Below are 19,527 nucleotides of genomic sequence, written 5' to 3'. Positions count from 1 at the left end.
CTCGTGCCCGCCGGTGGCCGCGGGACGCCGCGCAGAGGAACGAGGGCCGGCCGGCGCTGAATCGCCGGGGCCCCGCTGTATCGTGCAGGTCATGACGAGGGCCCTCGCCGTGAGCTTCGAGCCGTACGGGCAGCTGCACTTCCTGGCTGTCGGCGGGCGCGACTACGCGCCCGGAGACAGGGTCCTCTACCCAAGCGGGGGCGGCCTCGAGGTCGCCACCGTCGTCTGGCGCGGCGAGTCCGACATCGGCGAGGGCGTCCCCACCTGCGCGGGCCCGGCCACCGATTCCGACCTGGCCCGCGACGAGGAGCACCAGTACCGCCGCGCCCGCGCCGCCGAGGTGGCGCGGGCACTCATCAGGCGGCACGGCCTGGCCATGAAGCTGCTCGCCGTCGACTACCTGGACGATGACGGCAGGGGCGAGCGGCTCACCGTCGTCTACTACCGGGCCCCCGAGCGGGTCGACTTCCGCGCGCTGCTGGGCGACCTGGTCCGCGTGCTGCGCACCCGCATCGATCTGCGCCAGGTGGGCGACCGCGACGCCGCCCGGCTGCTCGGCGGCGTCGGCATGTGCGGGCGCGTCCTGTGCTGCGCAGGCCATCTGCGCACCGTCGACCCGGTGTCACTGCGCCTGGCCCGCACCCAGGACGTCGCGGCCAACGGCACCCAGCACGTCGGGGCCTGCGGCCGCCCGGCCTGCTGCCTGCGCTTCGAGCAGGACAGCTACGAGGACTTCCGCGCCCGTGCACCGCGCATGGGCGCGACCGTCTCCACGCCCGACGGCACCGGGCGGGTCGTCGGCTACCAGGTGCCGCTCGACGCGGTCGTCGTGGCGGACTCCGGCGGCGAGCGCCGCAGCTGCCCGCTCGGCAGGGTCTGCCCGATCCGGTCCGGCCGGGCCCTCCGCCGGAACGAGGGCGTGCGGACCGGCCAGGAGCGGCCCTCCCGCCAGGGCGGGAGCGTTCGCAGGCGCATACGCCCTCGCAGCGATCAGGAGAGACGATGAGCAGTTCCCGTATCGGCCGCCGGGTCCTCCCGGCGGTCATGGCCTGCGCCGTGACGCTGGCCGGTTGCAGCGCCGGCGGTGCGGGCGGCGCCTCCCCGCAGGGCACGACGGCGGGCTCGGGGGCGAGTGAGCCGTTCACCGTCCCCGCGCCGTCGGCCACCTGGGGCGACCTGGGCTCGGCCCCCGACCGTCAGCAGCTCGACGTCGCCCAGCCCGACGTGCCCGGTTTCACCGCCGCGCCCGAGGGCGGGGGACTGCAGCGCTACCTCGACCAGCGGGTCGACTGGGGCGAGTGCGAGCCCCTCGCCGATGCCGACGGGCAACGGGCCGCGGCCGACGACCGGTGCGCCACCGTCGTCGCCCCGCTCGACTGGAACGACCCCGACGGGCAGGCGATCACCCTGGCCATGCGCATGCGCCCGGCCTCCGGCGGCCCCTCCGACCAGGACCTGTTCGTCAACCCGGGCGGCCCCGGCGGCAGCGCCCAGGACTTCGTCACCCACGTCGACACCGCGGGGCTGGAGGACTACAACATCATCGGCCTCGACCCGCGCGGCTCCGGCGAGTCGACTCCGGTCGTCTGCGGCGATCTGACGCAGACCGATGCGCTCGAGAACGCCGACTGGTCGCCCGACGACCAGGCCGAGATCGACGCCCTCGTGGCGGCCAGCACCGACTTCGCGGCCCAGTGCCGCCGGGGCTCCGGCGCCCTGCTCGACCACGTCGACTCGATCGATGCGGCCTACGACATGGACCTCGTCCGCGTACTGCTCGGCCAGCAGAAGCTCAACTGGTACGGCGTCAGCTACGGCACCTGGCTGGGCGCCGTCTACGCCGAGCTCTACCCGGACCACGTGGGACGCATGGTGCTCGACTCGGCCGTCAACATCACCGACCAGGACGGTGTCCGGCAGGCCGACGGCTTCGAGCAGGCCCTCGACGCCTTCGCCGAGTGGTGCGCCGACGATTCCTCCTGCCGGCTGGGCGACAGCCGGCAGGAGGTGCTCGGGGCGGTCTCGTCCTTCCTCGACGGTCTCGACGCCCGGCCGCTCGCCGTCGGCGACCGCAGGCTCACCCAGACCCTGGCGGTCAACGGCATCCTGCTGTTCCTCTACAGGGACTCCAGCGCCTACCGGTACCTCGCCCGGGCGATCGCCCTGGCGCAGTCCGGCGACGGCGGCCACCTGCTCCAGGCCGCCGATGCCATGATCGGGCGCGGCGACGGAGGCTACGAGCAGCTCGCCTATTCATTCCCGGCCATCGGTTGCGCCGACACCACCGACGACGGAGTGGGCCGGGCCATCAGCGACTGGCAGGACGACGACTACTCCGGGGCCCCGGTGCTCGGCAGGGCCATCGGCCTCGAACTGAGCTGCCCGGTCTGGGCCGCCGAGCCGGCCGCTCAGATCAGGATCACCGCCGCCGGCGCCCCGACGATACTCATCGTCTCGAACACCGGCGACTCGGCCACCCCGCACGAGTACGCGCAGTGGATGCGCCGGCAGATGCCCACGACCGTGCTCGTCAGCCGCGAGGCCGTCGGTCACGGCGCCTTCGGGGCCGGCAGCGGCTGCCTCGACGACGCCGTGGCCGGCTTCCTCGCCGACGGCACGGTGCCCCAGGACGGCCTGGTCTGCACCGACTGAGCCCCGCGTCCCCCGGGCGGTCGTGGCCGGGTGATTCGTCCCAACCCGGTTCGCCCGGTATAGTGAATCCGCCGTCCTGCACGGGTGGCGCGCCAACTTAGCTCAGTCGGTAGAGCGACGCTCTCGTAAAGCGTAGGTCGCGGGTTCGATCCCCGCAGTTGGCTCCGGGAGGCGGGGACCTCAGCGCGGCGGCGCCGCGCTCTCGCGCACGACCAGGGATGCGGGCACCAGGACGCCGCGGGGCTCGTCCCGTTCGCCGCGCAGCTGGGGCAGCAGGGCCGCGACGAGCTCGGTGCCGATCGTCTCGAAGTCCTGGGCGACGGTCGTCAGCGGCGGCCACATCCACTCGGCCATGATGTCGTCGAAGCCGATCACCGAGACGTCCTCGGGGATGCGCCTGCCCGCCTCGTGGCATGCCCTGATGAAACCGAGGGCCATCTCGTCGTTCGCGCTGAACACGGCCGTCACGCCCGGGTCCTCGAGCAGCTTCAGCCCGGCCTCGTAGCCGGACCGCGGCGACCAGTCGCCGCGCACCAGCGGGGGCACGGCGCGGCCCTGCTCCCACAGGGCGGCGATCCACGCCTCCTCGCGGGCCCTGGCCTGCACCGAGGTCGGCGGGCCGGCGATGTGGTGCACCGTCTCGTGGCCCAGACCGAGCAGGTGGTGCACCGCGTCCCGGGCGCCGTTCCTCTGGTCGGTGCCGACGGCCGTGTGCTGGTCCGTGTAACGGAAGTCGCCCACGACGAGGGGCATGTCATCGGGCAGGCTCACCGGCGAGCTGCTCGGCGTCTCCAGGCGCAGCACGACGACGCCGTCGACCGACTGCGACAGGGAGTTGAGCGCGCCGGTGAAGTCCTCGGCGCTGTTCGAGGGCGCGTCGACGAGCATGACGCCGAAGCCCTCGCCCCGCAGGGCCGCGGTCACGGCGTCGATGATGTGCGCCTCGCCGGTCCTGGCCAGCTTGTGGCCGATGACGCCGACGGTGTTGAAGGCGCCGCTGCGCAGCGCCTGGGCGGCGCGGTTCGGCGCGTAACCGAGCCGGCGCATCGCCTCGCGGACCTTCTCGGTCGTGGCGGGTCTGACCGTGTCCTCACTGCGCGCGACGCGCGAGACCGTCTGGGCCGAGACGCCGGCCAGGCGCGCCACGTCCTGCATGGACGCCCTCGAACGCTGGCTCATCCGGCCGCCCCGTCCAGACACAGCCCCCACGATACGGTCCAGCGGCGCCCGGGACGGAGCCGGACCAGATGGTCGCCGCTGGCGAACGCGTTCGCAGGGCACGACATGGGCTCGGCCGCGACGCCCGCCCGCTGCAGCGGGCCCAGCTCGGGGAAGTCCCCGGTGCAGACCTGCCAGAAGTCCAGCGGGGCCCGCGACCAGGCTGCGGCAGTACGACCGTCCGGTGAGGCCAGGCGCACCCAGGAGCGGCCGTCCGCGTCGCGCGCGGCGCCCGCGAAGCCGTCGTCCAGCACCGCGCCGCCGATGCGGCGCGCCGCGCCGAAATCGAGGCGCCCGGGGATGGGCCGCACCCCGACCGGCAGCATGCGGCCGTCCGTCTCGACCCAGCCGGACGCGTCGACGGCCAGCGTGCAGTCGTCGACACGGGCCCCGCCCGGCGACAGCCACGGGTGGAAGCCGATCCCGAAGGGCGCATCCGCGCCGCCCCTGTTGGTGGCGGTCGCCGTGACCGTCAACCCGTCGCCGGCGAGCGCGTAGCGGACCGCCAGCTCGACCGCGAACGGGTAGCCGGGCCGGTCGCCGAGCGCGACCGTCGCCGTGAGGGCGTTGCCGTGCGCGCGGGTCACGGTCCAGTGCAGTTCGTTGGCGAAGCCGTGGTTGGCGTTGCCCCGCGCCCTCTCGTTGACGGGCACCCGGTGCTGCACGCCGTCGAAGACGTAGCGGCCGCCGCCCAGGCGGTTCGGCCAGGGGGCCAGGACCGCGCCGTGCATGCCCGGCGCGGGGGCGCCCGGTTCGAGGGGGACGACGACGTCGCGCCCGCCCACCCGGTAGGCGCGCAGCGCGCCGCCGAGACTCGTGACGACGGCGCGCTGCGCGCCCAGGACGAGGGCGGTCTCCCCGCCGGCGCCCGGCGCCGGGGACCCGCCGGTCATCGCAGCACTCTCCGCCCGGACTCGGCGGCGACGGCGGGGATGAATCGCGGCTCGTCCCAGCCGTGCTCCGCGTAGGCCCGCCCGACGGCCCGCTCCACCTGGCCGACCAGCCCGGCGGGCACCAGCGCGATCGCCGAACCCCCGAAGCCGCCGCCGGTCATCCGCGCGCCCAGCGCCCCCGAGCCCCGGGCGGCCTCGACCGCCACGTCCAGTTCGGGGCAGCTCACCTCGTAGTCGTCGCGCAACGAGGCGTGCGAGGCGTCCAGCAGCGGACCGATCCGGTCGTAGGCCCCGGTCCTGACCAGGGCGACGAACTCGTTCACCCGTCCGATCTCGGTGACGACGTGGCGCACCCGCTTGAACTCCACCGGGTCGCTCAGGCGGTCCAGCAGCCCGTACGGGTCGGCCACCTGCCCGAGCAGCTCCACCCCCTCGCGCCCGGCGACCCGCTCGCAGGTGGCGCGGCGCTGGGCGTACTGGCCGTCGACGAGCGCGTGCGAGGCCCGGGTGTCGATGACGAGCAGGCTCAGGCCCCGCCCGGTCAGGTCGAAGGGGACGAGCTCGGTGGAGCCGTCCAGCGTGTCGAGCACCAGCGCGCGGCCCGCGCCGGCCAGCAGGGAGGCGGACTGGTCCATCGAGCCGGTGGGGGCCCCGACCACCTCGTTCTCGGCCCGCTGGCAGACGCCGACCAGCTCGCGGCGCCCGACGGGCAGGCCGAGGACGTCGACCAGGGCCAGACCGACGGCGCACTCGATGGCCGCGGACGAGGACAGCCCCGCGCTGGCCGGCACGCAGGAGACGATCGCCGCGTCGACGCCGCGCAGCGCGTGCCCGGCCCGGGCCAGCACCCAGGCGGCGCCGAGGGCGTAGCTCACCCAGGTCGGCTGGTCCCCGCCGGGACGGACGTCATCCAGGGCGCCGGTCCACAGCTCGGGGTCGGCGCCGGCGGAGGCGATGCGCACCCGGTCGTCCTCGCGCGGGCTCAGCGCCGCATAGGTGGCGTGCGGCAGGGCGATCGGCACGGACGGACCGCCGTTGTAGTCGAGGTGCTCCCCGATGAGGTTGACCCTGCCGGGGGCGGCCCACACGCCGGCCGGGTCGCCGCCGAAGGCTCCGGTGAACAGCTCCGCGGCCCTGGCGGCCCCCTCGCCCTCGGGCCAGGAAGAGATCTCGTACGTCATTGTCCCATCTCCTTCGTGCGGCCAGGGACTGGCCGGCACGACAACATGGTTGCGTAAACATTTTCATTTCGCAAGTGGTTCCGGGCCATGAGGCGGCCAGGACCCCGAACCCGCTGTGCCGCGGGGGCCGAGTCATGCGTTTATGGACTTTTCCGGCGAGCGGGGCTTGACAGACCGGAGGCAGTGCGCGCAAACTGATCGGGAACCTGAATGGTTACGTAAACATTCTGACTCGCGGTCAATGGTGTGCGAGCCGGAGTGGCGTCTCCTGCGAGAGAGGACATCAAGGACGATGAGCACCATCATCCACGCGAACCTCGTGGACTACTTGATCATCGCGATCTACTTCGCCGCCGTCCTCGGCATCGGGCTGGCGGCTCGTCGACAGGCATCCGACACCATCGGCTTCTTCCTGTCCGGGCGTTCGCTGCCGGCCTGGGTGACGGGCCTGGCATTCGTCTCGGCGAACCTCGGCGCGGTCGAGATCATGGGCATGTCGGCCAACGGTGCCGAGATCGGCATCCCGACCGTGCACTACTTCTGGATCGGCGCGGTGCCGGCCATGCTCTTCCTGGGCGTCGTGATGATGCCCTTCTACTACGGCTCCAGGGTGCGGTCGGTGCCGGAGTTCATGCGCAAGCGCTTCGGCACGGGCGCCCACCTGGTGAACGCCCTGTCGTTCGCCCTGGCCCAGCTGCTCATCGCCGGCATCAACCTGTACCTGCTCGGCTCCATCGTCCACGCCCTGCTCGGCTGGCCGCTGTGGGTCGCGCTGGTCGTCGCGGCCGTCATCGTCTTCGCGTACATCAGCTTCGGCGGCCTGTCCGCGGCCATCTACAACGAGGTGCTGCAGTTCTTCGTCATCGTGGCCTCGCTGCTGCCGCTGACCCTCATCGGCCTGCACCGCGTCGGCGGCTGGAACGGTCTGAAGGCCCGGCTCACCGATTTCGCCGACTCGGCCGCCTCCTCCGGGGCGGACGTCGCCACCGCCGCCCAGCAGCTCCACTCCTGGCCCGGCCAGGCGCTGTCCGGCTTCAACAGCCCCGTTCTGTCGGTCATCGGCATCGTCTTCGGCCTCGGCTTCGTGCTCTCCTTCGGCTACTGGACGACGAACTTCGTCGAGGTGCAGCGCGCCATGGCCTCCGAGTCGATGACGGCCGCCCGCAAGACCCCGATCGTCGGCGCCTTCCCGAAGATGCTCGTGCCGTTCATCACGATCCTGCCCGGCATGCTCGCCGCCGTCCTGGTGCCCGAGATCATGCAGACGAAGATGGGGACGGACGTCGCCGGCGGCGCCTCCGGCACGGTGGTCAAGTACAACGACTCGATCATCCTGCTCATGCGCGATCTGCTGCCCAACGGCCTGCTGGGCCTGGCCATCACCGGCCTGCTCGCCGCGTTCATGGCCGGCATGGCGGCCAACATCTCCGCGTTCAACACGGTGGTCTCGGTCGACCTGTGGCAGACCTACGTGCTCAAGGACCGCGACGACGCCCACTACGTGAGGGTCGGTCGCGCGGCCACCCTGGCCGCCACGGTCGTCGCCGTCTTCACCGCCCTCATCGCCGGTCAGTTCTCGAACATCATGGACTATCTGCAGACGCTGTTCGGCTTCTTCAATGCGCCGCTGTTCGCCACCTTCATCCTCGGCATGTTCTGGAAGCGGATGACGCCTGCGGCCGGCTGGAGCGGCCTGCTGTCGGGCACCTTCTCGGCGATCTTCGTCTGGGTGCTCAGCCAGATCGGCGTCATCATGCTGCCCGGCCAGGGAACGGCCTTCGTGGCGGCCTCCACGGGCTTCGTCGTGGACATCCTGGTGAGCGTCGTCGTCTCGCTGTTCACCAGGGCGAAGCCGGTCGCCGAGCTCGTCGGCTTCGTCTACTCCGAGACGCCCAGGTCCCACTTCAAGGACCCCCGGGAGGCGTCGCTGCCGCTGCTCAAGCGCCCGGTGCCGCTGGCGATCGTCGCCCTGGCCCTGGTCATCGTTCTCAACATCGCCTTCTGAGGAGGATCCGGACATGAGTGAATCCACGCAGACGCGCCGTCGCAACGCGGGCCTGTTCGACATCCGCAACGTCATCGGTGGCCTGCTGGGCGTCTACGGCATCATCATCACCCTGATGGGCTGCTTCGCCGACAGGGAATTGGACAAGACCGGCGGTGTCAACGCCAATCTGGCCGGCGGTGTCGCCCTGCTGGTCGTGGGCGCCGTCTTCCTGGTCTGGGCCGGGCTGCGCCCGACCTACGTGCCGGAGCCGGCGGGCGACCCCGACGAGGCGGCCGCATCGAAGGCCGCCTGAGACCGTCCGAAGCCGTTCATCGTGCGGCGCGGTGGCGCCTGCCCATCCGAACCGCACGATGGCGACTGCTACGGCATCGCCGCCCGGAAGACCTCCTCGTAGAGGGCGTTGACCCGCTCCTCGAGCTCCCGGATCCTCGTCCGGCGGTCCTTGCCCCGGAGCACCCCCGTCATGTCGAGCGAGTTGCGCAGCGAACCAGCCGTGCGCAGCCACTGCCCGGCCCGCTCATCGGTGAAGCTGCCCGTGGCGTCCTCGCGGACGGTCCGCTCGATCTGGTCGAGCGTGTCCCTGAGCCGTTCCGGTCTGCGGTTCGGCCGCCTCGCCCTGGCGGCGGCATCCCTGACCCGCTCGCCGAGCTGCGCGTCCTTGGCGGCGTCGACGACCCTCTGGAGGTTCTCCGGGGCGACGAGCCTCTCGACGGCCTTGCCCGCGAGGAAGACGCCCGCGCCCTTGGCGCTCTTGCGCACGAAATCCCTGGCGCCCATCGCATCCTCCTGCCCCGATCGGGCGCGCCCCGGAACAGCTGCGGGCCCGGCGCCCACCGACGCGGGAACTGTAGCACTGCGCATCGCGGCCCCGGCCCGGCCGGCGGCGCTCGGGGCGGTCCGTCCGGTCCCGCCACGCGGTCGCTCGCCTACTCGCACCCGTATCAGTACGAATTGCACGGTGGGTACGGACAGCGGACAATTGGACGCATGGACCTGCAGCACTTCCTCGACTTCGTGGGCCGGCGCGAGCCGATCAGGGCGGGTTCACCGGCGCATCTGTTCATGCACGCCCAGGCGCAGCGCGCCCTGCGCATCACGGCACGGCTCAATGGCGGCTACCACCCGGCCGGCGAGCTGAGGGCCCTGCTGTCGGAACTCATCGGCCGCGAGGTGCCCGATTCGTTCGGCCTGTTCCCGCCCTTCCACAGCGAGTTCGGCCAGAACGTCCACCTGGGCGAGGACGTCTTCATCAACGCCGGCTGCATCTTCCAGGACACCGGCGGCCTCTGGATCGGCGCCCGATCGCTCATCGGCCACGGCTGCACGCTGACCACCCTCAACCACGGCGAGGACCCTGCCCGCCGCGGCGACATGATTCCCGCCCCGATCCGCATCGGCGAGGACGTCTGGCTCGGTGCGCGCGTCACCGTCGTGCCCGGCGTCAGCATCGGCGACGGGGCGATCGTCGGCGCCGGGTCGCTCCTCACCCGGGACGTCCCGGCCCGCGCGATCGTCGCCGGCGTCCCCGCCAGGGTGCTGCGCGAGGTCCGCGCCGGGGACCGCCCCGACCGGAGCTGAGGCGGGGCGCCGTGCGAACCATTGCGAGTCGACGGACGGCATGGCATCCGCGCGGTGAACCGGGACGAGAACAGGAGGTGCCCCATGGGCGAGTTCGAACGGCCCGTCGTCGGGCCGGACTTCCGTCCGGGGGACGAGGGGCCGGCGCGGCCCCAGGCCCTTCACCACAAGCCGGCGAGCCCGGCGCCGGCCGGTGCGCTCACCTGGTTCCTCGGGATGATCGCGTTCATCGGCCTCCCGTTCGTCAACCTGATCATCACCGGCGTCGTGATGATCGCCGTCGGCGTCGGCCAGCGGCGGATGGGCGGGCCGGCGGGGCGTTCCGCGGCAGGGGCGATGCGCTGGGGCATCGGCGTCGCAACGACCTCGGCCGCGCTGCTGGTGGGCTTCTTCGGAGTCCTCTCCGCCGCCTCGTCCGCCCCCGGGCTCCTCAAGGGCTTCTTCCCACTCGGTTCCTTCCTCGTCGCCTGGGTTCTGCTGACGCTCGTTCATCTGATCGTCTGCATCGTGCAGGGCGTCAGAGCGAGCGGATCCGGGGCCGTGGCGGGGGCCGGCCCCGGCCCGGGCGGGTTCTGACCCGGTCCTCGCGCGGGTGCGAAACCGGCAGCGGTGATTTATGATTCAATAATTCGACGAAGACGAAGGAGATGCACTGTGGCCGTACCCGAGTACGTCCTGCGGCTGCGCGAGAGGATCGGGCACGATCTGCTCGTCCTGCCGGGGGTGTGCGCCGTCATCGTCCGCGATGGCGAGCACGAGCGCGAGGTGCTGCTGGTGCGCCGGTCCGACGACGGCCAGTGGACACCGGTGACCGGCATCGCCGACCCCGGCGAGGACGTCGACACCGCCGCCGTCCGCGAGGCGCTGGAGGAGACCGGCGTGCGCATCGAGATCGACCGGGTCACGTGGCTCGAGACCCTCGAGCCGCAGGTCTACGCCAATGGCGATCGGTGCCAGTTCTTCGACACCTGCCTGCTCGCCCATCCCGTCGGCGGCGAGGCCCACGTGGGCGACGAGGAGTCCATCGATGTGCGCTGGTTCCCGGTCCCGGCGATGCCTCCCATGAGGGCCCGGTTCCGGCGCAAGGTGGCCCATGCCCTGTCGGGCGACACGCGGGTGCGCATCGGCGCGGACGGACGCTGAGCGCCGACCGGGCCGCGGCCGGGGACGGCGTCGAGCAGTCCTCCGCCGCCCGCCCGGCCGGGTGCTGTTATTCTCAGGAGCGCTGCGTCGTCTGCGGGGCCGCCTCGAAGGAGGCAGCCGCAGCGGTCCGGCGCGGGCGCGCTGAGCGCGACGAGGACGCATCGGCCGCCGCCCGCACCGGGTTCCGGCCCCGGGAGAGGTGAACACCATGGCGACTCCGGTCGCGGATACCGCTACACCCGCTCGGCGCGCGATCGATGCGGGCGACGACCGCTCGTTCGTGGGCCACCCCAAGGGTCTGGCCACGCTCTTCTTCGTCGAACTGTGGGAGCGCTTCAGCTACTACGGCATGCGCGCGATCCTGCTGTACTACCTGGTCGCCAGCTATCAGGACGGCGGCCTGGGCATCCCCAGGACCACGGGCCAGGCGATCGTCGCCACCTATGGCGCGGCGGTGTACCTCGTCAACGTCCTGGGGGGCTTCGCCGCCGACCGTCTCGTCGGCGCGCGGCGCAGCGTGCTGTACGGCGCCGTCGTCATCATGTGCGGCCACATCTCGCTGGCCATTCCCGGCGGGGCGGGCTTCACCTGGGCCGGCCTCGTGCTCATCTCGCTGGGTACCGGCCTGCTCAAGCCCAACGCCTCGACGATGGTGGGCGAGCTCTACACGCCCGAGGACCGCCGCCGCGACGGCGGCTTCGAGATCTTCTACATGTCGGTGAACATCGGCTCGTTCGTCTCGCCGTTCGTCGTCGCCGCCATGAGCAACCGTTTCGGCTACCACGCGGGCTTCTCGGTGGCCGCCGTCGGCATGGCCCTGGCCATCACCTGCTATCTCGTGGGGCGCAGACCGCTGCACGGCGCGGGGGACGGCGTGCCCAACCCGCTGGGCCCGGCCGAGAAGAGGCGCCTGCCGTTCACCGCGCTGGGGGTGCTCGCGCTGCTCGCGGTGATCTTCCTGGCCTCGGGCCTGTGGCGCTCCGAGCTCAGCGAGCAGCTCAGCGACACCGTCGCCCTGGCCGCCGTGATCGCCGCGACATGGTACTTCGTCTCGATGTGGCGCCACCCGCTCACCAGCGCCGGGGACAGGCAGCACCTGCTCGCCTACATCCCGCTGTTCATCGGTGCCGTGCTGTTCTGGATGACCTTCGAGCAGGCGGCCGGCAAGATGGCCAGCTTCGCCGAGGCGAACACGGACCTGCACGCCTTCGGCCTGACGATCAGCCCTGAGATCTACCAGTCGATCAACCCCCTGGCGATCGTGGTCTTCGCGCCGATCTTCGGCGTCCTCTTCACCCGCCGCAAGGGCAGGTTCCCGTCGACCCCGATGAAGTTCACGATGGGCGTCACCATCATCGGCCTGTCCGCGCTGGTCATGGGCTGGGCCTACGGGGCCTATCCCGGCGGCGAGGGCGGTGCGCTGGCACCCTTCTGGCTGCTCGGCCTCGTCTTCATCCTCCAGACCCTCGGCGAGCTGTGCCTGTCGCCGGTGGGGCTGTCGGCCACGACGAGCCTGGCGCCCAGACACTTCGCCTCGCGGGTGATGGGCCTGTGGTTCCTGACGAATGCCGTCGGCCAGGCCGCCGCGGCGCAGACGATCGTGGCCTTCGAGGGCAGGAGCGACCGGACGTTCTACTGCTTCGTCGGCGTCCTCACGCTCGTCTTCGCCGTGATCCTGTTCGCCCTCGTGCCGACGACCCGCCGCCACATGGCCGATGTCGAGGAGATCACCCTGACCGAGGAGGGGACCGGAGCCGTCCGGGTCTGAGCGGGCCGCTCCCGGCCCGTCTCGGCTGTGGGACGGCGCCGGCGGCTCCCCCGCGCCGCGAGTAGATTGCGGGCGGCATCGCGAACCGGTCGCGAGCCGATCGGGGGCGCCCACCGGCCGCGGCCGGGACGCCGCGCCCACGCGGAAGGGACTCACATGGCCACCGAGAGCGCCTCGGGCGGGAGGGGCGGGGAGCGTCTGCAGCGCAGCCTCTCCAACCGGCACATCCAGCTGATCGCGATCGGCGGCGCCATCGGCACCGGCCTGTTCATGGGCTCGGGCAAGACCATCGGCGTCGCCGGTCCCGGCATCATCCTCGTGTACTCGCTCATCGGCATCATGCTGTTCTTCGTCATGCGCGCCATGGGCGAGCTGCTGCTGCACAACCTGCAGTACAAGTCCTTCCAGGACTTCGCCGCCGACCTGCTCGGGCCCTGGGCGGCTTTCTTCTCCGGCTGGACCTACTGGCTGTGCTGGGTGGTGACGGGCATGGCCGACATCGTGGCCGTCTCGAACTACTGGCGGTTCTGGGTGCCGTCCAAGGCGTGGTCGATCGTCCTCGCCGTGGGCACCCTCATCGGCCTGTTCCTGCTGAACATGCTCACCGTCAGGCTCTTCGGCGAGCTGGAGTTCTGGTTCGCCCTCGTCAAGGTGATCGCCATCATCGTGCTCATCGTGCTCGCCGCGGTGCTGCTCGTCGTGCGCTTCACCGAGCCCGGCGGCGGCCGCGCCTCCATCGCCAACCTGTGGGCGCACGGCGGCTTCTTCCCGACCGGCCCGGACGGCTTCCTTGCCGGCTTCCAGATCGCCGTCTTCGCCTACGTCGGCATCGAGCTCGTCGGCACCGCGGCGGCCGAGACCCGCGACCCGGTCAGGACCCTGCCGAGGGCCATCAACGCCGTACCGGTGCGCGTGCTCGTCTTCTACGTGGCCGCCCTGACCGCCATCATGTGCGTCACGCCCTGGAACGGCCTCGACCCGGCCCAGTCCCCATTCGTGACGATGTTCCGCCTGGCCGGCTTCGGCGGCGCGGCGGCGGTCATGAACTTCGTCGTCATCACGGCCGCGGCCTCGGGGGCCAACTCGGGCCTGTACTCGACCTCCCGCATGCTCTACGGCCTTGCCCACAAGGGCATGGCGCCGGCCAGCTTCGGCCGCCTGACGAGGAACGGCGTGCCGTCCTGGGGGCTGTTCGTCACGGTGGTGCTCGTCGGCTCCTCGCTGCTGCTGACCCTGTCGCAGTCGATCATGGAGGCCTTCACCCTGGTGACGACCGTCTCGGCGGTGCTCTTCATCTTCATCTGGGGCCTCATCCTGGTGAGCTACCTCGTCCACCGCCACCGCTTCCCGCGGGCCCATGCGGCCTCGCCCTACAGGATGCCGGCCGGGCGCCTCATGAGCTGGCTCGTGCTGGCCTTCTTCTGCTTCATCATCTACGTGCTGACCCGGCAGCGCGACACGCTGATGGCCCTGGCCGTCACGCCGGTCTGGTTCATCGGCCTGGCGGTCGCCTGGCTCCTCGCCCGCGGCAGGGCCCGCCACGACGACACGATCGGCGGGGGCGACTCCCCGGAGCCCGCCCGGGCCGGGGATCCCGAGCCCGTGCAGGCCCGGGGCTGACCGCCTCCCGCCCACCGGGAGCGGCGTCACCGGTTGTCCGGAGGCCTCCCGCGCCGGGGCTTGCTCACCCCCGGCGGAAAGCCCGCACGGAGCTCTCGCTAGAGTCGGGACCGAAGCGTGATCCCCAGTTCGACGTGGAGCCCAGGAGGGGCAAAGTGCTTGATTGTGTTGTCATCGGCGCCGGTTTCGCAGGTCTGACCGCGGCGAGGGAGCTCGTCCGGCGCGGTTGCGACATCGCGCTGGTCGAGGCGCGCGATCGCGTCGGCGGCCGTGTCGTCTCCACCACCCTCGACGGCGGCGAGGTCGTCGACCTCGGCGGCCAGTGGATCGCCCCCAGCCATGACCGGATGCTCGAACTCGTCAAGGACGCCGGTCTCGAGCTGATCGACGCCAACCCCGGGATGCTCACCCTGGTCCAGCACGGCGAGATCCGCAACGTCGCCCAGTCCGACGCCGACGCCGACGCCCGTACGCCCTTCGCCGTGGCCGACCTCGGCCAGGGCCTCATGCGGCTGCGCCGCCTGGCCGAGCGCGCCGGCCAGGACGACGTGTGGGTCGAGGCGAACGCCGCCTGGCTCGACCAGTCCATCGACCGCTGGATCATCGCCAACCTGCGCACCCCCACCGGCCGCCGCGACATCCGCGCCGCGATGAGGGCGGTCTTCGAGAGCCCGCTCGACAAGATCCCGCTGCGCCAGGCCCTCGGCAAGGTGCGCGAGGGCGTCGACATGGAGAACCTCATCGCCGCCAACGGCGACATCGGCCAGGCCCGCGTCCTGGGCGGCCTGGCCCAGCTGCCCGAGCGGATGGCCGCCGAGATCGGCGACCGCCTCAGCCACCGCTTCGTCGTCGACAGCATCGAGCAGGACGATGAGCGTGTGATCGTCCGCCCGCTGTTCGGCGAGGCCCTCGAGGCCCGCACCGCGATCCTCGCGCTGCCGCCGTGGCTGGCCACCAGGATCCACGCCGCCCCGCCCCTGGCCGACTGGCGTGAGGACGCGGTGCGCAGGATCGGGGCCGGCAATGTCATCAAGTGCTACGTCGTCTACGAGACGCCCTGGTGGCGCGACAAGGGGTTGTCGGGCCAGATGAGCGCCGACGACGGCGCGGTGCGCGTCACCTTCGACGTCACCGACCGCCCGGACGGCCGCGGCGTACTCATGGGCTTCTTCGAGGGCGGCGAGGCCTCGATGCTCACCAAGTTCTCCAAGTCGATGCGCCAGCGCGTCTTCAAGGACACCCTCGTCGACGTCTTCGGGCCGCAGGCGGCCCATCCGGTCGAGTACATCGACATCGACTGGGGCGCCGAGGAGTTCACCAGGGGCAGCCACGGCGCGCACTTCGCGCCGGGCGTGTGGAGCGTCACCGGCGCCGAGCTCGGCAGGCCGTGCGGACGCATCCACTTCGCTGGCGCCGAGTACGCCACCAAGTTCAACGGCTACATGGAGGGCGCCGTCCGCTCGGGCGCCGAGACCGCCCGGGAGGTCGTCCTGAGGCTCAACGAGACCGCCGGCTAGCGAGAGTTCGGCGGCCCGGGCCCCGGAACGTCCGGACGGGGCGCCGCGGCGGTGCTGCGCGGACGCGGACCGGTACCGCGGGGCGCGGGATGATCCGGCGCTGCGCTCAGATGGCGCCCACGCCCTGTTCGCCGGTGCGGATCCGCACGACCTCCTCGACGGGGCAGCTCCACACCTTGCCGTCGCCGACGTTGCCGGTGTGGGCCGCCTCGCAGATCGTCGCGATGATCGGCTCCGCCTCGCGATCGGCGGCGAGGATCTCGACGCGCACCTTGGCGATGAAGTCGATCGTGTACTCGGCTCCGCGGTAGACCTCCGTGTGGCCCCGCTGACGGCCGTAGCCCGAGACCTCCGAGACCGTCATGCCGTGGACGCCCGTGCGGGCCAGGGCCACCTCGATGTCCTCGAGGGCCGAGGGCTGGACGATCGCCGTGATGAGTTTCATGGTGGCTCCTTCAGATCCGTGCGGTGGTTCCGGCGGGCTCGTCCGCGCGTCCCGCGGGCGGGACCAGCACGGTGCGCGAGATGCTGTGCGTGGAGTAGCCGACGTGCGAGAGGTCGTAGCCGGCCTCTGCGTGCTGGTCGATGTTCATGCCGGCCAGCTCGACCTGGCCGGTGACCCGCAGGCCGATCGTCCGCTTGATGGCGAAGGCGATGAGCAGGCTCACGACGAACGAGTAGGCCATCACGGCGAGCGCCCCGACCGTCTGGCGGCCCAGCTGGGCGGGGCCGCCGCCGTGGAGCAGGCCGGCGACGCCGGAGAGCCCCTGCGTGCAGAACAGGCCGGTGGCGAGCGTGCCGATGAGGCCGCCGGCGAAGTGGACGCCGACGACGTCGAGCGCGTCGTCGTAGCCGAGGCGGTACTTCAGCCCGATGGCGAAGGCGCAGCCGACGCCCGCCAGGACGCCGATGCACACGGCGCCGCCCGGGTCGACGGTGGCGCAGGCAGGGGTGATGGCGACCAGGCCGGCGACGATGCCCGACGCCGCGCCGAGGCTGGTGGCGTGGCCATCGCGGAGACGCTCGACGAGGATCCAGGAGACCATCGCGGCGCAGCCGGCGGCCAGCGTGTTGAGCCATGCCAGGCCGGCGGCGCCGTTGGCCGACAGCGCCGAGCCGGCGTTGAAGCCGAACCAGCCGAACCACAGGCCGGCGGCGCCGAGCATGACGAGCGTCAGGTTGTGGGGACGCATCGGCCGGGAGCCGAAGCCGATGCGGGGCCCCAGGACGAGCACGAGGGCCAGCGCCGCGGCGCCCGCGTTGATGTGGATCGCGGTGCCCCCGGCGAAGTCGAAGGCGCCGAGCGTGTTGGCGATCCATCCGCCCTTCGAGCCGGCGCCCGTGTAACCGTCGATGTCGAAGACCCAGTGGGCCGCGGGGAAGTAGCACAGGATCGCCCAGGCGGCGGCGAAGGCGCACCAGGCGCCGAAGCGCATGCGGTCGGCGACGGCGCCCGAGACGAGGGCGACGGCGATGATCGCGAAGGCCGCCTGGAAGCCGACGTAGACGAGCGCCGGGATCATGTGGTCGGGTTCGGTGCCGAACTCTGCGCCGAACAGCCCGCGCAGGTCCGCGTACTGGACGGGGTCGCCGATGAGGCCGTGCCAGGAGTCGCCGAAGGCCTCCGAGAAGCCGAACAGCACCCATGCGACGCCGACGATGCCCATCGTGACGACCGACATCATCATCATGTTGAGGACGCCCTTGGCCCGGACCATGCCCCCGTAGAAGAAGGCCAGGGACGGCGTCATGAGGAGGACCAGCGCGGCGCTCATGAGCACCCACGCGGTGTCGCCCGTGTTGATCTCCAGAACTGTCATGCCCCGAACTCTCCCGGATGCCCCCACCGCCCCGGTGACGTCCGCGTAACCGCCGTGTTAACGATTTCGCCGCCCCGTTACGGCCGTGTTTCAGGCGGGTGGGCCCGGCGGCCGCGACGAGCGGGCACTCCGCCATGGCGGGCGGTCCACGCCGGCGGGCCGGCCCGGGTCAGCAATGGCCGTCGCCGAAACCGAGCGCGGCGAAGTAGACCTGCCCGGCGACCGCGTCGGCGGCCTCGCGAGCGGTGTCGGCCTGGTCGGCCGGGGCGGTGACGACCAGGCTGGCGCCGACGCGCTCGCCGGTCGACGTGGGGATGATCGCCATCTGGCGCAGGACGACCGACCCGTCCGCGGTCGTCCCCTCGGAGGTCTTGATGCGGCTGCCGACGACGTTGCCGAAGCCGTAGGAGTGCTCGTCGTCCACGTACTGCATGCGGCCGATGATGTACCAGTCGATGCTCGAGCACCACAGCTGCCCCGCGAACTCGGATTGGCTGGCGACCGTCCAGTCGGTCTGCGTGAACGCCGGGATGCCCTGGCGGTCGGTGCTCGTGGCGACGGTCGTCACCTGGTCGCCGAACTCCTGGAAGACCTTGTTGACGGCCTGCGGGGCGTCATCGGCACCCCCGAGGAAGGTGTAGAGCGCCTCGTCGGAGGACAGCGAGGACTCGCTGATCGACTTGGTGAGCATGTAGGTCAGATTGCTCGGCATCGAGTCGAGGTCGAGGACGGCGGCGGCGATCGGCACGTCGAGGGTTCCCCACGCCGGGCCGCTGGTGAGCGAACCCGCCGTCCAGGTGGCCGTCAGGCGCTGCCCGACGGGCGCTACGCCGGCCACGCCGAGGCCGATCCGCACGCCGTAGCGCGATTCGATCGAGTCGACCTGGGTCCGCAGCCCGATCAGGTTCACGTCGGTGACCGGCTCGGTGGCGCGGGGCACCGGCGTGGGCCTCGGGCTCGGGGACGGCGTGGGCGTCGGCGTCTCACTGGCGGTCACCTCGGCGGCCACCGGGCGCCCGTTCGCCGAGCGGCTGGCGCCGAAGGCGATGACGGTGAGCAGGACGAGCGCCATGGGCACGATGACGGCCGGCAGCGGCGCGTACCAGATGCGCCTCGCGCCGGCGCGCGTCCTCCGGTAGCCGGGGGACGCCGCAATGCGCCGACCAGCGCGGCGGGGCCGTCCGGGGGACGGGCTGCTGGCGGCCATCGGAGCCTCCTTCGTCGCTTCTGGCGCCCGACCCGATGGGCGGCGCGCTCCCACGTCGGGATGGGAACCATCCTAGGGCCGCGACTGTTCAGACGGCCGCCGGACGGACCGGGCAGTGGGGCCCGGGCGCCCCGGCGGGGCCGGGATCGTTGAAGTCGTACGGGTCGAATTCGGCCAGCCCGCTCCACGGCACCTCGACGTCGAAGGCGCCGACCGCCGCGGTGGGGAAGGAGCACATGGCCATGTCGGCTCCGGCGTGGTCGGACGCCCAGGTGAACTCGCTGGCCAGCGCGGGGATCGTCGGGGCATGGCCGATGACGATGAGATTCCTCACCTCGTCGGGGGTCTCGGCGATCCGGGCCAGCACGAGACGGGTGCCGGCCTCGTAGAGCGCGGCCTGGAACTCCACGTGCACCGGGACGCCGTCCACGTCGGGCAGGCGCAGGTCGGCGAAGGTCTCGCGGGTGCGCTCGGCATCCGAGACCAGGGCCATCTGGATGCGCGCCCCGGCCAACCGCTCGCCGACCCCGCGGGCCTGGACGTGCCCGTGGCTGCTGAGCCTGCGGCCCTTGTCGCCACCGGGGCTGAAGGACCTCGCCTGGGCGTGGCGCATGAGATACAAACGTCGCATGGGGCGAGTTTATTGGGCGGGGGCCCACCGCCTCTCAGAGCGGCTTGCGGGCCACGAGGAGGTCGCGCCTGATCGACGAGTCGACCCGGTGGGCGAAGTCCTCCCATCCGGCGCCGGCGCAGGCCTCGAGGCCGGCGCCGGCGCAGATCCCGGCCAGGTCCGCCCGGTCGAGCCCGAAGGTGTTCCAGGCGATGCCGAGCGCTCCGCCGCCCCGCAGCTGGCCGGCCCACACCGGGACGGCCTCGGCCAGCAGCGCGGCGGGGCGCTGGTTCCCGGCCCCGCCGCGGTGGC

Annotated in this window: 18 protein-coding genes, 1 tRNA gene and 1 pseudogene; 11 read left to right on the top strand and 9 right to left on the bottom strand. The window is 72.0% G+C overall.

What is annotated here, in order from left to right:
• Positions 1–91: 91 nt before the first annotated feature.
• From R2N01_RS07685 to R2N01_RS07675, 3 genes are all read left to right on the top strand, one after another.
• Positions 92–1,006, top strand: a complete 915-nt coding sequence (locus tag R2N01_RS07685; protein WP_316670059.1) for a regulatory iron-sulfur-containing complex subunit RicT — start codon at positions 92–94, stop codon at positions 1,004–1,006.
• A complete protein-coding gene (locus R2N01_RS07680) occupies positions 1,003–2,652 on the top strand; it encodes an alpha/beta hydrolase (RefSeq protein ID WP_316670057.1) in 1,650 nt (549 codons plus the stop codon). Before R2N01_RS07685 ends, R2N01_RS07680 begins: the two co-directional genes overlap by 4 nt.
• Positions 2,653–2,743: 91 nt before the next feature.
• A tRNA-Thr gene (locus tag R2N01_RS07675) sits at positions 2,744–2,816 on the top strand.
• Between the two features lie 16 nt (positions 2,817–2,832).
• On the opposite strand, the gene R2N01_RS07670 is transcribed toward R2N01_RS07675, so the two are convergent.
• From R2N01_RS07670 to galK, 3 genes are read right to left on the bottom strand one after another with little or no spacing between them, the layout of a single operon-like run.
• Positions 2,833–3,831, bottom strand: coding sequence for a LacI family DNA-binding transcriptional regulator (locus tag R2N01_RS07670; RefSeq protein WP_316670055.1), 999 nt, complete (start codon positions 3,829–3,831; stop codon positions 2,833–2,835).
• Positions 3,828–4,763, bottom strand: coding sequence for an aldose 1-epimerase family protein (locus tag R2N01_RS07665; RefSeq protein ID WP_316670053.1), 936 nt, complete (start codon positions 4,761–4,763; stop codon positions 3,828–3,830). The genes R2N01_RS07670 and R2N01_RS07665 overlap by 4 nt, the downstream gene beginning before the upstream one ends.
• Positions 4,760–5,944 (bottom strand): galactokinase, encoded by a 1,185-nt coding sequence (gene galK / locus R2N01_RS07660; protein ID WP_316670052.1) that lies wholly within the window; start codon positions 5,942–5,944, stop codon positions 4,760–4,762. The genes R2N01_RS07665 and galK overlap by 4 nt, the downstream gene beginning before the upstream one ends.
• Positions 5,945–6,236: 292 nt before the next feature.
• Here galK and R2N01_RS07655 point away from each other — a divergent pair, with 292 nt between their 5' ends.
• Together R2N01_RS07655 and R2N01_RS07650 are read left to right on the top strand one after the other, a co-directional pair.
• Positions 6,237–7,949 carry a sodium:solute symporter family protein gene (locus R2N01_RS07655; RefSeq protein WP_316670051.1) on the top strand — a complete coding sequence of 571 codons (1,713 nt, stop codon included), beginning with the start codon at positions 6,237–6,239 and terminating at the stop codon, positions 7,947–7,949.
• Positions 7,950–7,962: 13 nt separating this feature from the next.
• A complete protein-coding gene (locus tag R2N01_RS07650) occupies positions 7,963–8,244 on the top strand; it encodes a hypothetical protein (RefSeq protein WP_316670049.1) in 282 nt (93 codons plus the stop codon).
• Positions 8,245–8,312: 68 nt separating this feature from the next.
• Here R2N01_RS07650 and R2N01_RS07645 read toward each other — a convergent pair whose 3' ends face one another.
• Positions 8,313–8,729, bottom strand: a complete 417-nt coding sequence (locus tag R2N01_RS07645; RefSeq protein ID WP_316670048.1) for a hypothetical protein — start codon at positions 8,727–8,729, stop codon at positions 8,313–8,315.
• Positions 8,730–8,939: 210 nt separating this feature from the next.
• Between R2N01_RS07645 and R2N01_RS07640 the strand changes: the two genes are divergently transcribed.
• From R2N01_RS07640 to R2N01_RS07615, 6 genes are all read left to right on the top strand, one after another.
• Positions 8,940–9,530, top strand: a complete 591-nt coding sequence (locus R2N01_RS07640; protein WP_316670046.1) for a DapH/DapD/GlmU-related protein — start codon at positions 8,940–8,942, stop codon at positions 9,528–9,530.
• Between the two features lie 84 nt (positions 9,531–9,614).
• Positions 9,615–10,106 carry a hypothetical protein gene (locus tag R2N01_RS07635; protein WP_316670044.1) on the top strand — a complete coding sequence of 164 codons (492 nt, stop codon included), beginning with the start codon at positions 9,615–9,617 and terminating at the stop codon, positions 10,104–10,106.
• A gap of 78 nt (positions 10,107–10,184) precedes the next feature.
• Positions 10,185–10,673, top strand: a complete 489-nt coding sequence (locus tag R2N01_RS07630; protein WP_316670042.1) for an NUDIX domain-containing protein — start codon at positions 10,185–10,187, stop codon at positions 10,671–10,673.
• 208 nt (positions 10,674–10,881) lie between these two features.
• Positions 10,882–12,441, top strand: a complete 1,560-nt coding sequence (locus R2N01_RS07625) for a peptide MFS transporter (RefSeq protein WP_316670041.1) — start codon at positions 10,882–10,884, stop codon at positions 12,439–12,441.
• Positions 12,442–12,597: 156 nt separating this feature from the next.
• Positions 12,598–14,061, top strand: a complete 1,464-nt coding sequence (locus tag R2N01_RS07620; protein ID WP_316670039.1) for an amino acid permease — start codon at positions 12,598–12,600, stop codon at positions 14,059–14,061.
• Between the two features lie 155 nt (positions 14,062–14,216).
• A complete protein-coding gene (locus R2N01_RS07615; protein ID WP_316670037.1) occupies positions 14,217–15,578 on the top strand; it encodes an FAD-dependent oxidoreductase in 1,362 nt (453 codons plus the stop codon).
• 106 nt (positions 15,579–15,684) lie between these two features.
• Here R2N01_RS07615 and R2N01_RS07610 read toward each other — a convergent pair whose 3' ends face one another.
• The 5 genes and pseudogenes from R2N01_RS07610 to R2N01_RS07590 form a co-directional block, all read right to left on the bottom strand.
• Entirely contained in the window at positions 15,685–16,023 is a 339-nt protein-coding gene (locus tag R2N01_RS07610; RefSeq protein WP_316670035.1) for a P-II family nitrogen regulator, read from the bottom strand.
• Between the two features lie 10 nt (positions 16,024–16,033).
• Positions 16,034–17,398 (bottom strand): ammonium transporter, encoded by a 1,365-nt coding sequence (locus R2N01_RS07605; RefSeq protein ID WP_316670033.1) that lies wholly within the window; start codon positions 17,396–17,398, stop codon positions 16,034–16,036.
• 169 nt (positions 17,399–17,567) lie between these two features.
• Entirely contained in the window at positions 17,568–18,605 is a 1,038-nt protein-coding gene (locus R2N01_RS07600; RefSeq protein ID WP_316670032.1) for a hypothetical protein, read from the bottom strand.
• 88 nt (positions 18,606–18,693) lie between these two features.
• Complete coding sequence (locus R2N01_RS07595) at positions 18,694–19,236, bottom strand: histidine phosphatase family protein (protein WP_316670030.1); 543 nt, start codon at positions 19,234–19,236, stop codon at positions 18,694–18,696.
• A gap of 34 nt (positions 19,237–19,270) precedes the next feature.
• Positions 19,271–19,527: pseudogene (locus R2N01_RS07590) on the bottom strand (site-specific DNA-methyltransferase); the annotation flags it as partial.

Origin of the sequence: uncultured Propionibacterium sp., assembly GCF_963539965.1 — a bacterium.
In the GTDB taxonomy this organism is placed as follows: Bacteria; Actinomycetota; Actinomycetes; order Propionibacteriales; family Propionibacteriaceae; genus Propionibacterium.
Note: the sequence above shows the minus strand (reverse complement) of the source record. Positions and strands in the feature narration are given on the sequence as shown.

What these genes read in the sequence shown, in the direction of transcription:
- R2N01_RS07595 (WP_316670030.1), bottom strand. Translation starts at nt 19,236, where the DNA reads ATGCGACGTTTGTATCTCATGCGCCACGCCCAGGCGAGGTCCTTCAGC.
- R2N01_RS07645 (WP_316670048.1), bottom strand. Translation starts at nt 8,729, where the DNA reads ATGGGCGCCAGGGATTTCGTGCGCAAGAGCGCCAAGGGCGCGGGCGTC.
- R2N01_RS07600 (WP_316670032.1), bottom strand. Translation starts at nt 18,605, where the DNA reads ATGGCCGCCAGCAGCCCGTCCCCCGGACGGCCCCGCCGCGCTGGTCGG.
- R2N01_RS07670 (WP_316670055.1), bottom strand. Translation starts at nt 3,831, where the DNA reads ATGAGCCAGCGTTCGAGGGCGTCCATGCAGGACGTGGCGCGCCTGGCC.
- R2N01_RS07605 (WP_316670033.1), bottom strand. Translation starts at nt 17,398, where the DNA reads ATGACAGTTCTGGAGATCAACACGGGCGACACCGCGTGGGTGCTCATG.
- galK (WP_316670052.1), bottom strand. Translation starts at nt 5,944, where the DNA reads ATGACGTACGAGATCTCTTCCTGGCCCGAGGGCGAGGGGGCCGCCAGG.
- R2N01_RS07610 (WP_316670035.1), bottom strand. Translation starts at nt 16,023, where the DNA reads ATGAAACTCATCACGGCGATCGTCCAGCCCTCGGCCCTCGAGGACATC.
- R2N01_RS07665 (WP_316670053.1), bottom strand. Translation starts at nt 4,763, where the DNA reads ATGACCGGCGGGTCCCCGGCGCCGGGCGCCGGCGGGGAGACCGCCCTC.
- R2N01_RS07650 (WP_316670049.1), top strand. Translation starts at nt 7,963, where the DNA reads ATGAGTGAATCCACGCAGACGCGCCGTCGCAACGCGGGCCTGTTCGAC.
- R2N01_RS07620 (WP_316670039.1), top strand. Translation starts at nt 12,598, where the DNA reads ATGGCCACCGAGAGCGCCTCGGGCGGGAGGGGCGGGGAGCGTCTGCAG.
- R2N01_RS07655 (WP_316670051.1), top strand. Translation starts at nt 6,237, where the DNA reads ATGAGCACCATCATCCACGCGAACCTCGTGGACTACTTGATCATCGCG.
- R2N01_RS07625 (WP_316670041.1), top strand. Translation starts at nt 10,882, where the DNA reads ATGGCGACTCCGGTCGCGGATACCGCTACACCCGCTCGGCGCGCGATC.
- R2N01_RS07635 (WP_316670044.1), top strand. Translation starts at nt 9,615, where the DNA reads ATGGGCGAGTTCGAACGGCCCGTCGTCGGGCCGGACTTCCGTCCGGGG.
- R2N01_RS07685 (WP_316670059.1), top strand. Translation starts at nt 92, where the DNA reads ATGACGAGGGCCCTCGCCGTGAGCTTCGAGCCGTACGGGCAGCTGCAC.
- R2N01_RS07640 (WP_316670046.1), top strand. Translation starts at nt 8,940, where the DNA reads ATGGACCTGCAGCACTTCCTCGACTTCGTGGGCCGGCGCGAGCCGATC.
- R2N01_RS07680 (WP_316670057.1), top strand. Translation starts at nt 1,003, where the DNA reads ATGAGCAGTTCCCGTATCGGCCGCCGGGTCCTCCCGGCGGTCATGGCC.